Source organism: Pseudomonas sp. FSL W5-0203, assembly GCF_001896155.1.
Taxonomy (GTDB): Bacteria; Pseudomonadota; Gammaproteobacteria; order Pseudomonadales; family Pseudomonadaceae; genus Aquipseudomonas; species Aquipseudomonas paracarnis.
The window spans coordinates 1-13,432 of record NZ_MPOR01000069.1; the positions used below are offsets into that span (position 1 = coordinate 1).

Here is a 13,432-nt window from a genome sequence, read left to right on the forward strand (position 1 = left end):
CTTTTCAAAAGTGAGCCGCTGTAAAAGCGGAACCCTAAGTGGCCGTTACCGCAGGAATGGATATGTACTCGGTATAAACAGTGTCGCCTGTCAGGTCGCCATCGCAGGCAAGCCAGCTCCCACATTTGGAACGCTGACCGTCAGATAGATAGAGGCCGGCTGTCAGGCCGCTATCGCAGGCAAGCCAGCTCCCACATGGGATCTATGTTCAGCTGAAAAATGTGCCAAGGGCATGAGCTGATTCGACCCTCCCCGCCCGTCATCCAACCGTCACATCCATCTGCTGTGCTGGCGCCCATTACTCATTTGCCCAAGGACCCGTGGCCATGTTTTCCGTGCTCAAACCCCACCGCTGGAAACTCGCGTTGCTCCTGATCGCCGCCAACCTCGGACTACTCCTGCACCTGGCCTGCGGCGAGCTCAAGAGCGTCAGCGAATGGGTATGGCTGGATATCATCGGCGAAGGCGGTTCGGCGCTGCTCGCGCTGATCTGGCTGGGCCTGGTGTTGAAAAGCCGCCCCGCCGGACGGGTCACCCAATACCTGGCGCTGGGGCTGTCGTGCATCTTTTTTTCCTGGTGGATCGACAGCCTCGACGAATTCATCCGCCTGCCTGATAGCGTGTCCTGGGACCACTGGCTGGAGTCAGGGCCAATGCCGGTGGGCATGATCCTGCTGACGATTGGCATTTATCACTGGCACCACGAACAACTGGCGATCAGCGCGCAAATGGAAAAACGCGAGCGGTTGTTTCGCGAGCACCGGCTATTCGACAAACTCACGCCCCTGGCCGGCGCCGACTACCTCAAGCGCCAACTCATCGACAGCCTGCGCGACAGCCAAGCGCAGCAACAACCGCTGTCGTTGCTCGCCCTGGACCTGGATAACTTCGCCACCATCAACCAGGTCTACGGGCATGCCGAGGGCGATGCGGTGCTACAGGCGGTCAGCCACGTGCTGCTGCTCAACCTGCGCCGCCAGGACCTGTTGTGCCGCCTGGCGGGCGATCGTTTCGTGGTGCTGCTGCCCAATACCGGCGAGCGTCAGGCCCAGGGCCTGGCGCTGGAGTTGCAACACGCGGTGCAGAGCCTGGCCCACAAGACCCGGCAACAGGGCGAACGCCTGCAACTGGCGGCGACCACGGCGGTGGCAATGGCCTTGCAAGAGTCCCCCCACGAGCTGCTCACGCGGCTGAATATGGGCCTGGCCCGGGCCAAGCAACCCCTTGCGAAAAGCGCCTGAAATGGCCGTGAAAACCAGCTGGTATGAAAACGACAGCCGCTTCATCCCCGGTCACTATCAACCCGCCACGTTGATCGACCTGGGCTTGTCCCGGGACATCGACAGCCATCGCCTGCTGCGGGGCACCGGCCTGTTCCACGAAGACATCCTGGCCGGCAACGCTCGGTTGAGCCCGCAACAGTTTCTGGGCTTGATCGGCAACAGCCGCAAACTACTGGACGCCGATGACAGCAGTTTCCTGTTTGGCCAACGCCTGCTGCCCGGCTACTACGGCGCCGCCAGCCATGCGCTGGGGCATGCACAGAACCTTCATCAGGCCCTGGACATCCTGATCCAGCAACAAGTGCTGCTCAGCCCGCTGGCCACGCTGCAACTGGAACTGGATGAGCACCACGCTTACCTGTATTGGTTGGACAGTTGCGGCGCCGGCGAACACTGGCGCTTTCTGCTCGAAGCCAGCATGACCTCGCTGGTTGCCATGAGCCAATGGCTCAGCGGCCAGCGCTTGCCATGGGTGTGCAGTTTCAACCATGCCGAACCTCGGTATGTCGAGCAATACTGGGTGCATCTGGGCGAGCACACGCGCTTCGAACGCCCGCTGGATATGATGTGCATCCCCCGTGAATACCTCACCCACAACTGGCCGGGCGCTTCGGCCACGGCGGGCCAGGTCGCGCGCCAGCAAGCCCTTGAACAAATCGAGCAACTGGGCTTTGCCACAAGTTTTCTGGACTGCCTCTATGCCTACCTGCGCGAACATGTGCGCCAACCACCCAGCCTGGAACAGGCCGCGCACATTTTCGCCATGAGCCCGGCCACGCTAAAGCGCAAGTTGCAACGGCACGACACCGGTTTTCAGCAACAGGTCGACCGGGTGCGCAAGCATGTGGCCTTGCACCTGTACCTGACCAAGGGCTTGAGTAACGAGGAAGTCGCGGCGTACCTGAACTTCAACGATGCGGCGAATTTTCGGCGTTCGTTCAAGCGGTGGACGGGCAGCACGCCCAACCTGATCCGCCAACTGTTCAGCAGCCGCTAGCGAGGCGTTCGCGCAGGAACTCCACCAGCGCTTGCACCGGGCGTGAACTCTGTCGGTGCTGCGGGTACACCGCCGACAGGGTCAAGGCCTCTGGGGCGAAGTCTTCCAATACCTTGACCAAGCGACCGTCCTTCAAGGCGTCGCTGACGATGAACGTCGGTAGGTAGGTAACGCCCAGACCGGCAATCGCGGTATCGCGCAGCAGGTCACCGTTATTGACGCGCATGCGCCCACTGACGCTCAAGGCTTGCACCTTGCCTTTGAAGCGCCATTGCACCTGGCGGCCGTGGCCGTAGGGCAGGCAGTCGTGCGTGGTTAAATCCTCGGGTTTCAAAGGCGTACCCCGCAACGCCAGGTAGTCGGGGCTGGCGCAATACACCCGCTCGATAGCGGCGATCCGTCGGGCGATCAGGGTGGAATCTTCCAGGGTACCGATGCGTAGCACCAGGTCGTAGCCTTCGCCGATCAAGTCCACCGGACGGTCGCTCAGGTCAACTTCAACGCAGACCTGCGGATGCTGACGCAGAAACAACGGCAACAGGCAACCCAGGTGCGCCATGGCGAACGACAAGGGTGCACTGAGGCGAATGGTGCCTCGGGGCTCGCTGTTCTGGCCAGCGATGCCCTGCTCCACTTGTTCCACCTCACCGAGCAGGCGCAAGGCCGACTCGTAGTAACTCTGGCCCAGCGGCGTGACGTCCAGGCGCCGTGTGGAGCGGTTGAGCAGGCGTACGCCCAGGCGGTCTTCCAGTTGGATCAGGCGGCGGCTGACAAATTGCTTGGACAAGCCCAATTGTTCGGCGGCGGCGGTAAAACTGCCGGATTCCATGACCTGACAGAACAGGCGCATGTCTTCGAAGGGGTTCATTGTCGCTTCTCAGGGGACGATGGGCTGTTTTATAGCCTGTCAGTGATCACACCACAAACCAAAATGTGAACACGATCAAATGTGGGAGCTGGCTTGCCTGCGATGGCGGTGCTTCAGTTGAAAAATCGGTGGCTGGCATACCGCTATCGCGGGCAAGCCCGCTCCCACAGGGGATCTGTGCCAGGCGCTGATGTTGCGGGCAATACATAACCCCTGTGGGAGCTGGATTGCCAGCTCCCACAGGGTTTTGCGGTGTTTTACAGAGCAGGTTACTTGGCAGCGAACGCCGAGTAGCTGTTCATCAGGTTGCGGTAGTTGGGAATGCGCGGCGAAAGCAGGTTGGCCAGGCCTTCCATATCGTTGCGCCAGTCCACTTGCAGCTCGCAGGCCACCGAGAACCAGTTGACCAGTTGCGCACCGGCGGCGGTCATACGCGCCCAGGCGGCTTGTTGCACGGTTTCGTTGAAGGTGCCGGAAGCGTCGGTGACCACGAAAACCTCGAAGCCTTCGTCAAGGGCACACAGGGTCGGGAATGCCACGCACACGTCGGTCACCACACCGGCAATGATGATCTGCTTGCGGCCGGTCGCCTTGACGGCCTTGACGAAATCTTCGTTGTCCCATGCGTTGATCTGGCCAGGGCGCGGGATGTACGGCGCGTCGGGGAACAGTTCTTTGAGCTCAGGCACCAGCGGGCCGTTGGGGCCGCTTTCAAAGCTGGTGGTCAGGATGGTCGGCAGGTTGAAGAACTTCGCCACGTCGGCCAGGGCCAGCACGTTGTTCTTGAACTCGTTGGGGGAGAAATCCTGCACCAGGGAGATCAGGCCGGTCTGGTGATCAACCAACAGCACAACAGCATCGTCTTTGTTCAAGCGCTTGTAAGTCATGGGTAACTCCTTTGGGGATGGGGTGTTTTTCAAAAAGCAAAGCAGGAGCAGCCGAACGCCCCCCAGAAACCCTGGAAGTCGCTGACCGGCACGCTGGAAAGGCGCGCTTTTTCATGGCTGTGGGCATGCACGCCACAAGGGCCGCTGCACTGGTGAACCTGGGCCTGCATCGGCGACGTCGGGCGCCAGTGCCCTGGCACCTTGACCACCGGCGACCAGTCGGGCAGCACCGGTACTCGTGGCGGTGCGAAATCTTCGAAGTCGCCAGCGCCGTACACGACCTTGCCGCCGACCACTGTCAGCACCGACTCGATCCACTTGATGGCTTCTTCCTCGACGCTGAAAAAGTCCGCCGACAACGCGGCGACATCCGCCAGTTGACCGACCTTGATCTGGCCTTTCTTGCCCTGCTCGGACGAGAACCAGGCGCTGCCGTGGGTGAACAGCTCCAATGCGGTAAGGCGCGGCAAGCCCTCGGCGTGCAGCTCCAGGCCACCGACGGTACGGCCGCTGACCATCCAGTACAGCGAGGTCCAGGGGTTGTAACTCGACACGCGGGTGGCATCGGTGCCCGCCCCTACCGGCACGCCTTCGGCCAGCATGCGCTTGATCGGCGGTGTGGCTTCGGCGGCCTTGGCGCCGTAGCGCTCGACGAAGTATTCGCCCTGGAACGCCATGCGATCCTGGATCGCAATACCGCCACCGAGGGCACGCACACGCTCGATGTTTTTCGGGGTGATGGTTTCGGCGTGGTCGAAGAACCACGGCAAGCCATTGAACGGAATATCGCGGTTGACCTTCTCGAACACGTCGAGCATGCGCGAGATGGACTCGTCGTAAGTGGCGTGCAGACGGAACGGCCAGCGCTGTTCCACCAGGTGGCGTACCACCGGTTCCAGCTCCTGTTCCATGGTCAGCGGCAGGTCCGGGCGGGGTTCGAGGAAGTCTTCGAAATCCGCCGCCGAGAACACCAGCATCTCGCCGGCACCGTTATGGCGCAGGTAGTCATCGCCCTGGTGCAGGGTGACGCTGCCGGTCCAGTGCTTGAAGTCGCTGAGCTCTTCCTTGGGCTTCTGGGTGAACAGGTTGTAGGCGATGCGCACCGTCAACTGTTGATCCTTGGCCAGTTGCTCGATCACCGCATAGTCATCGGGGTAGTTCTGGAAGCCGCCGCCGGCATCGATGGCGCTGGTCAGGCCCAGGCGATTGAGTTCCCGCATGAACTGGCGGGTGGAGTTGACCTGATATTCCAAAGGCAGTTTCGGGCCTTTGGCCAAGGTCGAGTACAAGATCATCGCGTTGGGCCGCGCCACCAGCATGCCGGTGGGGTTGCCGTTGCTGTCGCGCACGATCTCACCGCCCGGCGGGTTCGGCGTATCCTTGGTGTAGCCCGCCACCCGCAGTGCGGCGCGGTTGAGCAAGGCGCGGTCGTACAGGTGCAGTACGAACACCGGGGTGTCCGGGGCGGCCTGGTTGAGTTCTTCCAGGGTAGGCATGCGCTTTTCAGCGAACTGGAATTCGTTCCAGCCGCCCACCACGCGCACCCATTGCGGCGTGGGCGTGCGGTCGGCCTGGTCCTTGAGCATGCGCAAGGCATCGGCCAGGGACGGCACGCCTTCCCAACGCAGTTCAAGGTTGTAGTTCAACCCGCCACGAATCAGGTGCAAGTGCGAGTCGTTGAGGCCGGGAATCACGGTGCGGCCCTTGAGGTCGATGACCTGGGTGCCGCTGCCGCGCAGGGCCATGGCTTCGCCGTCGGTACCGACGGCGACAAAGCGCCCTTGGTGGATGGCCACGGCGGTGGCGCGTGGGTTTTCCCGGTCCACGGTGTGGAACTGGCCATTGAACAGAATCAGATCGGCGTTCATAGGGTTTCCTTTACAGAGGCTTCAAGCCAGGGAGCGAACAGGCGGGTGGCCGCCGGCATCAGCAGGTACACCACCAGCAACACGATGGTCAGGGTGACCAGGAAGGTGGAGACCACGTAGTTGGACAAAAACGGGTGCAACCGCAGGATCGGCCCCCAGATAAACGGCAGCAGCAGGGTTTGCGGCAGGATCACAAACAGGCTGACCACCGCCTGCTTCCAGCGCGGCGGCTTGGCACCGCCCTCGGCCTGGGGCGTGAACCAGAATTCATTGGCCGCGCCGATTTCCGTCTGGTCGCCATCCGCCAGCATGGGCGCGGCTTCGTCGATCAGGGCCTGGCGTTGCGGGGAGCCGAGCCACAGCTCAAGGGCGTTGGTGGAGCTATAGCGCAGCACGCAAGTGAACAGCGCCATGCCGTTTTGCTGGCTGCGCACCACGTCAACGCCAAGGTGCCCAGGGCGTTCGCCCGCGATGCGCACGATGCGGCGCAGCCAGGCTTCGTACTCGACTTCAAAGCCGGGTTTGACCCGGTGCTTGACGACCAGGGTGACGACTTCGTCGGGGCGGGTGTTGGCGGTTGATTCCATGGCTGGGTGTTTCCCCGGAGCATTGAGCGATGGGGAGAGTGTGGCCGGTTGGCAGGTGTGGGGAATTGCATGTATGTGCTGTCTGGCAGGCATTCGCCGGCTCTGCATCCGATATTTATGCTCACTTCCCAACTTAATAATATTTTATTAATACCCCCCCGCCGCCTAACTTGACGTCATGCCCGAGCTGAATCCAACTGCATTACGCAAGGATAGAGACATGACTGTAGCGATAACAAAAATAGACACGCTGGTGGTTGGCGCAGGTCAAGCTGGCGTGGCCATGAGCGAGCATTTGAGCAAGCAAGGCGTGCCGCACCTGGTGCTGGAACGCAGCCGTATTGCCGAGCGCTGGCGCACCGGCCGCTGGGACTCATTGGTCGCCAACGGCCCGGCCTGGCATGACCGCTTCCCCGGCCTGCATTTCGATGACGTCCCCGCCGATGGGTTCGCACCCAAAGAGCGCGTCGCCGATTACTTCGAAGCCTATGCCCGTAAATTCAACGCGCCGATCCGCACCGGCGTGGACGTCACCTCAGTAGTTCGCAACGAGGGGCGCCCCGGCTTTACCGTGCACACCAGCGAAGGCGTGATCGAAGCCAACCGCGTGGTAGCCGCCACCGGGCCCTTTCAGAAGCCTGTGATTCCCGCTATCGCGCCTAAAGACACCGCGCTGCACCAGATCCATTCCGCCGACTATCGCAACCCTGGGCAACTGCCAGCCGGCGCTGTGCTGGTGGTGGGCGCCGGCTCGTCCGGGGTGCAAATTGCCGATGAATTGCAGCGTTCCGGTCGCCAGGTGTACCTGTCGGTCGGCGCCCATGACCGCCCTCCTCGCGCCTATCGCAACCGCGACTTCTGCTGGTGGTTGGGCGTATTGGGCGAGTGGGACCAGGCGGCGATGAAACCCGGCCGCGAGCACGTCACCATTGCCGTGAGTGGCGCCCACGGCGGCAAGACCATCGACTTTCGCGAGCTGGCCCAGCAAGGCATGACCCTGGTCGGCCTGACTCACGCCTTCGACGGCACGGTGGCAACGTTCCAACCCAACCTGGTGGAGAACCTGGCGCGCGGTGATGAAAACTACCTGGCCTTGCTGGATGCGGCCGACGCCTATATCGAGCGCAACGGCCTCGACCTGCCCCTGGAGCCCGAGGCACGTCGCGTGTTCCCCGACGCTGAATGCATCAAGCAGCCGATCCTGACACTGGACCTGGCGGAGGCTGGCATCACTTCGATCATCTGGGCCACCGGATTTGCCGTGGACTACAGCTGGTTGCAGGTAGACGCCTTCGACGCCGCTGGCAAGCCGCAACACCAGCGCGGTGTCTCCAGCGAAGCGGGCATCTACTTCCTTGGGTTGCCATGGCAATCGCGGCGTGGCTCGTCGTTTATCTGGGGCGTGTGGCACGACGCCAAATACGTGGCCGACCATATCGCCATCCAGCGTCAGTACCTTGAGTACCGCGAAGCCGCCCCGGTTGCCCGCCAGTCCCCTGTCAGCGCCTGATCATTTTTCCCAGGAGTTTTTTGATGCCTACTCACACTCGCATTCGCATGTTCAACACCAAAGAAACCTATCCCAACCAGAGCCTGGACAACGACCTATGCCAGGCCGTGCGCGCCGGCAACACCGTGTACGTACGCGGCCAGGTGGGCACTGATTTCGACGGCAACCTGGTCGGCCTCGGCGACCCACGGGCCCAGGCCGAGCAGGCGATGAAGAACGTCAAGCAACTGCTGGAAGAAGCCGGCAGCGACCTCAGCCATATCGTCAAGACCACCACCTATTTGATCGACCCACGCTACCGCGAGCCGGTGTACCAGGAAGTCGGCAAGTGGCTCAAGGGCGTGTTCCCGATTTCCACCGGGCTGGTGGTTTCGGCCCTGGGCCAGCCGCAGTGGCTGATGGAAATTGATGTGATCGCGGTTATTCCAGAGTAAGGAGGCTAGCCATGACCTTTTCTATCGTCGGCCGTTGTGCAGAGACCGGCCAACTGGGCATTGCCATCAGCTCATCGAGCATCGCCGTGGGCGCCCGCTGCCCGTGGCTGCGGCCCGGTGTGGGCGCCGTGTCGACCCAGAACATCACCTTGCCGGCCCTCGGCCCTGACGTCCTCGACGGGCTGGAACAGGGCCTGGCTCCCGCCGACGCCGTCGATAAAGCGCTCACCCGCAACGGCTACAGCCAGTACCGGCAACTGACGGCGATTGACCACCTGGGCCGCAGCGTGCATTTCAGCGGCAGTCAGACCCTGGGTACCCATCACGCGGTATCGGGCGAGCAATGCGTGGCGGCGGGCAATATGCTCGCCGCCCCTGAAGTGATCACCGCGATGGTCACGGCCTTCGAACAGGGCGAAGGCCAGCTCGCAGACCGTCTACTGGCCGCGATGCATGCCGCCATCGCCGCCGGTGGCGAAGCCGGCCCGGTGCACTCCGCCGCGCTGGTGGTGGTGGGCGAGTTGACTTGGCCGATTATCAACTTGCGCGTGGATTGGGCCGACGAGGCGCCGATTGGCGAATTGCAAAAACTCTGGGATGCCTACCGCCCACAGGTGCAGGACTATATCGATCGCGCCCTCGCCCCCGACCGCTCCCCCGGCTACGGTGTGGCCGGAGACGACCGATGAGCCGCAGCCGCGACCTGCTGGAAACCCTGGTGGGCTTCGACACCACCAGCCGCGAGTCCAACCTGCAATTGATCGAGTATGTGCGCGATTACCTGGCCGGGCTTGGCGTCACCAGCGAGCTGGTCTACAACGCGCAACGCAGCAAGGCCAACCTGTTTGCCAGCATCGGCCCGGTGGAACTGCCAGGTATCGTGCTGTCGGGGCATACCGACGTGGTGCCGGTGGATGGGCAACCCTGGAGCCTGCCGCCGTTCACGCTGACCGAGCGCGACGGCAAGCTGTTCGGGCGCGGCACCGCCGACATGAAGGGGTATATCGCCTGCGTGCTGGCGTTGGTGCCAGCGCTGGTCAAGGCGCCATTGCGCCTGCCGGTGCACATCGCCCTGTCCTACGATGAGGAAGTCGGCTGCCTGGGCGTGCGCTCGCTGCTCGCCGTTCTTGAACAGCGTCCGGTCAAGCCGATGTTGTGCATCATCGGCGAGCCGACCGAGCTCAAGCCGGTACTGGGCCACAAGGGGAAGTTGGCGATGCGCTGCGATGTTCAGGGCCAGGCGTGCCACTCGGCCTATGCGCCCTCGGGTGTGAATGCGATTGAACACGCCGCCGAGTTGATCGGTGAACTGGGGCGCATTGGCCAACGGCTACGCGCGCGTCAGGACCCACGTTTTGACCCGCCGTTCAGCACGGTACAGACCGGCATGATCAACGGCGGCAAGGCCTTGAATATCGTGCCAGCCGACTGCCGCTTTGACTTTGAGGTGCGCGCCCTGCCCTCCATGGACCCGGGCGAAGTAGCTGAAGAGCTACAGGCCTACGCGCGGCAGCAGGTGTTGCCGCGCATGCAGGCGGTCAGCAAGCAGAGTTCGATTCGGTTCACCGAGTTGTCGGCCTACCCAGGGCTGGTCACGGATGAGCGCAGCCAGGCGGCGCAATTGATTGCGACGTTTTGCGACTCGCAGGCATTCGGCACCGTAGCGTTTGGTACCGAGGGCGGGCTGTTCGATGCGGTGGGTATTCCCACCGTGGTATGCGGGCCAGGCAGCATGGACCAAGGGCATAAGCCCGATGAGTTTGTGAGCCTGGAGCAGCTCGATGGCTGCGATGCGATGTTGCAGCGGTTGCTAGGCTTTATCAGCACCTGAAGACATCGCACCACCTATGTGGGAGGGGCCAGCCCCAATGCCGATCAGTTAAGCGCAAATCCCTGTGGGAGCGGGCTTGCCCGCGAAGGCGGTGTGTCAATCACTGCATCGGTTACTGCACGACCGCTTTCGCAGGCAAGCCAGCTCCCACCTTTGATCTTCGTTGCGTTGAGCACTGTGTTCGCTTAACTGATCGGCATTGGGGTTTGGTGTTCAGCCCAGTAGTCGCGCCAACTCTTCGCGGCAGTAGTCGACAAACAACTGCACCGGTTTGGTCAAGGGTGCGCGGCGTAGCCAGACGGCGGACAACCCCGACCCCGTGACCGTTTCCACCAAGGGAATGCACACCACTTTCTGCCCATCATAGGTGTACTCGCTGAACGGTTTGGTCACCAGGATCGAGAACCCGAACCCCCGCCCCACCATGCCCCGCACCATTTCGATGGAGGGCGAGCTGAATACGATATTCGGGGTCAGCCCGCGTTCTTCGAAGATGCTCACGAAGTAGGTACGGCTGGGCAACACGTCCAGCAAAATCATCGGCTCCAGCACCAGGTCGGCCAGGGACACCTTGGCCTGTTGGGCAAAGCGGTGGTCGGCCGGCAGCAACGCATAGGGCTGTTGCGGCGGCATCAGCGGCGTGGTCTCGATGGTGCTGCCCAGGTCGTGCTCAAACAGCATCGCCACGTCGATACTGCCCGCCGTCAGCGCCTGCACCAGCTCCTGCTGCTCGCCATCGCGGATACGGATCTCCACGCCCGGCCAGCGCGCCTTGAAACCGGCGATCAAGCGTGGCAAGTACAACGGTGCCACGGTTTCAAAACAACCGATGTCAATCTGCCCGGCCACCACATCGTTATCGGCCAGGGCGTTCTGTTCGAACTCATGGGCTACCCGCAACAGCTCCAACGCCTTGCGATAAAAGCGCGCGCCGCTGGGCGTGAGGGAAACGCCCTGGGCGTGATGGCGGATAAACAGTTGCACGCCAAAGCTGTCTTCCAGTTGCTTGATCGCCGTGGAAACCGACGGCTGGGCGATATACAGCTTGCGCGACGCCTCGGCAACGCTGCCGCATTCGGCCGTGGTCACAAAATATCTGAGCTGACGCAGGTTATAGGCTGCCATCGGCACCTCCCTAAACGTGGTTTTTTGCCCCAAACAAGTGCGCAGAAACACCGGTTTTTCAAGCCATTGACGTGCATGCAACATACCGGAGCAAAAAACCTCACGAGATACTTTTTTTAAGGTCTATAGCAACAAACTTACTAATTTACCTGCCTGCGCCCATTGCAGATGATCACTCCAACAACAAAGCGGTGCCCATGCGCCGCACAGCGAAGTACGCCCACGTACTCACCTTGCCTTGGAGCTCGTCATGGTTACCACTGCAACATCCTCCGCCCCGCTCATCGAAAAACACACGATTGGATACGTGCCCCCGGAAGATCGCCATGGAAAGGTAAGAGACCTGTTCACCCTGTGGTTCGGCGGCAACATCGCGCCGTTGCCGATCGTCACTGGCGCACTGGGTGTGCAACTGTTCCACCTCAACCTGGTGTGGGGCATTGTCGCCATCCTTGTCGGCCATTTGGTCGGCGGTGTGTTGATGGCATTGCACTCGGCCCAGGGCCCGCAAATGGGTATCCCGCAGATGATCCAGAGTCGTGCACAGTTCGGCTCCCTCGGCGCATTGCTGGTGGTGGTGATTGCCGGGGTGATGTACATCGGCTTCTTCGCCTCCAACATCGTGCTGGCCGGTAAATCCCTGCATGGTGTGGTGGACGCCGTGCCTGTACCGGTGGGCATCGTTATCGGCGCCATCGGTTCCGGGATCATCGGCATCATCGGCTACCGCTTCATCCACGTACTCAACCGCATCGGTACCTGGATCCTCGGCGCAGGCATCGTGCTGGGCTTTGGCTACATCTTCACCCATGTGCAGACCACCGATTTCCTCACCCGTGGCAGCTTCAACATCTCCGGTTGGCTGGCCACTGTTTCCCTGGCTGCACTGTGGCAAATCGCGTTTGCGCCCTACGTGTCGGACTACTCCCGCTACCTGCCCGCCGACGTGCCGGTAGCCGCCACCTTCTGGACCACCTACCTGGGCTCGGCGCTGGGGTCGAGCCTGGCGTTCATCTTCGGCGCCGTGGCAGTGCTCGCCACGCCGGTAGGCATGGACACCATGGACGCCGTCAAACTCGCCACCGGAGCGATTGGGCCGTTGATGCTGGTGCTGTTCCTGCTCAGCGTGATCAGCCATAACGCCCTCAACCTGTACGGCGCGGTGCTGTCGATCATCACCCTGGTACAGACCTTCGCCTACCGCTGGATCCCGACCGCGAAAAGCCGTGCGGTGATCTCCATCATCGTGCTGGCCGCCTGTTCGATTGCGGCGGTGTTTGCCTCCCAAGACTTCATCGGCCACTTCGTTGACATGGTGCTGGTGCTGCTGGTGGTGCTGGTGCCTTGGACGGCGATCAACCTGATCGACTTCTATGCCATTCACAAAGGCCAATACGACATCGCCTCAATCTTCCGCGTGGATGGCGGCATCTACGGCAAGTACAACCCCCAGGCGCTGCTGGCCTATGCGGTGGGGATCGTGGTGCAGATTCCGTTCATGAACACGCCGCTGTACGTGGGGCCGATTTCGCAGCACATCAACGGCGCGGACTTGTCGTGGGTGGTGGGGTTGGTGGTGACGTCGCCGTTGTACTTCTGGTTGGCGAGTCGGGACAGTGCGTATAAGCGCCGGATGGACAGTGGGAAGTTGGTGAGTGGGGTTTGATACATCCTGTCGGTATGGCGGCTGTGCGTCGGAGACCTTCGGGTCTGCCGGGGGTGATTCTTCCTGGTCTGCGAACCCGCGCACAGTTGCCAATACCGCCCGGATCATGGTCCAGGATGTGGCGGATGTGTTTACGGTGATTGAAAAACATGGCCTTGATTCGCCTGCTGTGCAGTAAGTTGTGAGAAAACCCGCCTCGGCGGGTTTTCTGGTTTTTGCGAAACTCAATCCTACCCGCTCCTACCCAGGCGGTAACCACGATGCGAAGCGAGCCGCTCTTGATCTGCTTTTGATCTTGCTTTTGATCTCAGGCGCCCCGTTAAACCACGCTGGCCGGAATTCGACAGGGATTTGGGGGGTAAACCGGCAGGGATGC

General features: G+C 61.8%; 12 protein-coding genes and 1 pseudogene. 8 read left to right on the top strand and 5 right to left on the bottom strand.

The window, feature by feature from the left end; genetic code table 11:
- Positions 1-326 precede the first annotated feature (326 nt).
- Positions 327-1,241, top strand: coding sequence for a GGDEF domain-containing protein (locus tag BOP96_RS28495; RefSeq protein ID WP_014718160.1), 915 nt, complete (start codon positions 327-329; stop codon positions 1,239-1,241).
- A gap of 1 nt (position 1,242) precedes the next feature.
- Positions 1,243-2,280 carry an AraC family transcriptional regulator gene (locus BOP96_RS28500; RefSeq protein WP_020301881.1) on the top strand — a complete coding sequence of 346 codons (1,038 nt, stop codon included), beginning with the start codon at positions 1,243-1,245 and terminating at the stop codon, positions 2,278-2,280.
- Here BOP96_RS28500 and BOP96_RS28505 read toward each other — a convergent pair.
- The 4 genes from BOP96_RS28505 to BOP96_RS28520 form a co-directional block, all read right to left on the bottom strand.
- Positions 2,267-3,148, bottom strand: coding sequence for a LysR family transcriptional regulator (locus tag BOP96_RS28505; protein ID WP_072434450.1), 882 nt, complete (start codon positions 3,146-3,148; stop codon positions 2,267-2,269). The genes BOP96_RS28500 and BOP96_RS28505 overlap by 14 nt on opposite strands.
- A 269-nt stretch (positions 3,149-3,417) precedes the next feature.
- Positions 3,418-4,035 carry an isochorismate family cysteine hydrolase YcaC gene (gene ycaC, locus BOP96_RS28510; RefSeq protein WP_003191905.1) on the bottom strand — a complete coding sequence of 206 codons (618 nt, stop codon included), beginning with the start codon at positions 4,033-4,035 and terminating at the stop codon, positions 3,418-3,420.
- A gap of 29 nt (positions 4,036-4,064) precedes the next feature.
- On the bottom strand, positions 4,065-5,903 hold the full coding sequence (locus BOP96_RS28515; protein ID WP_014718157.1) for an amidohydrolase: 1,839 nt from the start codon (positions 5,901-5,903) through the stop codon (positions 4,065-4,067).
- Positions 5,900-6,490: an antibiotic biosynthesis monooxygenase gene (locus tag BOP96_RS28520; RefSeq protein WP_014718156.1), complete on the bottom strand. Its 591-nt coding sequence runs from the start codon at positions 6,488-6,490 to the stop codon at positions 5,900-5,902. The genes BOP96_RS28515 and BOP96_RS28520 overlap by 4 nt, the downstream gene beginning before the upstream one ends.
- A 178-nt stretch (positions 6,491-6,668) precedes the next feature.
- Here BOP96_RS28520 and BOP96_RS28525 point away from each other — a divergent pair, with 178 nt between their 5' ends.
- The 4 genes from BOP96_RS28525 to argE are packed head-to-tail and all read left to right on the top strand — an operon-like array spanning position 6,669 to position 10,265.
- Positions 6,669-8,000, top strand: a complete 1,332-nt coding sequence (locus BOP96_RS28525) for a flavin-containing monooxygenase (protein WP_161981182.1) — start codon at positions 6,669-6,671, stop codon at positions 7,998-8,000.
- Between the two features lie 23 nt (positions 8,001-8,023).
- Entirely contained in the window at positions 8,024-8,434 is a 411-nt protein-coding gene (locus tag BOP96_RS28530) for a RidA family protein (protein WP_014718154.1), read from the top strand.
- Positions 8,435-8,445: 11 nt separating this feature from the next.
- On the top strand, positions 8,446-9,123 hold the full coding sequence (locus BOP96_RS28535; protein WP_014718153.1) for a DUF1028 domain-containing protein: 678 nt from the start codon (positions 8,446-8,448) through the stop codon (positions 9,121-9,123).
- A complete protein-coding gene (gene argE / locus BOP96_RS28540; RefSeq protein ID WP_014718152.1) occupies positions 9,120-10,265 on the top strand; it encodes an acetylornithine deacetylase in 1,146 nt (381 codons plus the stop codon). The genes BOP96_RS28535 and argE overlap by 4 nt, the downstream gene beginning before the upstream one ends.
- Before the next feature lie 213 nt (positions 10,266-10,478).
- Here argE and BOP96_RS28545 read toward each other — a convergent pair whose 3' ends face one another.
- Positions 10,479-11,390, bottom strand: coding sequence for a LysR substrate-binding domain-containing protein (locus tag BOP96_RS28545; RefSeq protein ID WP_014718151.1), 912 nt, complete (start codon positions 11,388-11,390; stop codon positions 10,479-10,481).
- 250 nt (positions 11,391-11,640) lie between these two features.
- Here BOP96_RS28545 and BOP96_RS28550 point away from each other — a divergent pair, with 250 nt between their 5' ends.
- Both BOP96_RS28550 and BOP96_RS30720 read left to right on the top strand, forming a co-directional pair.
- On the top strand, positions 11,641-13,056 hold the full coding sequence (locus BOP96_RS28550; protein ID WP_073454672.1) for a purine-cytosine permease family protein: 1,416 nt from the start codon (positions 11,641-11,643) through the stop codon (positions 13,054-13,056).
- 82 nt (positions 13,057-13,138) lie between these two features.
- A pseudogene (locus BOP96_RS30720) lies at positions 13,139-13,234 on the top strand (fructose-bisphosphate aldolase); the annotation flags it as partial.
- Between the last annotated feature and the right edge of the window lie 198 nt (positions 13,235-13,432).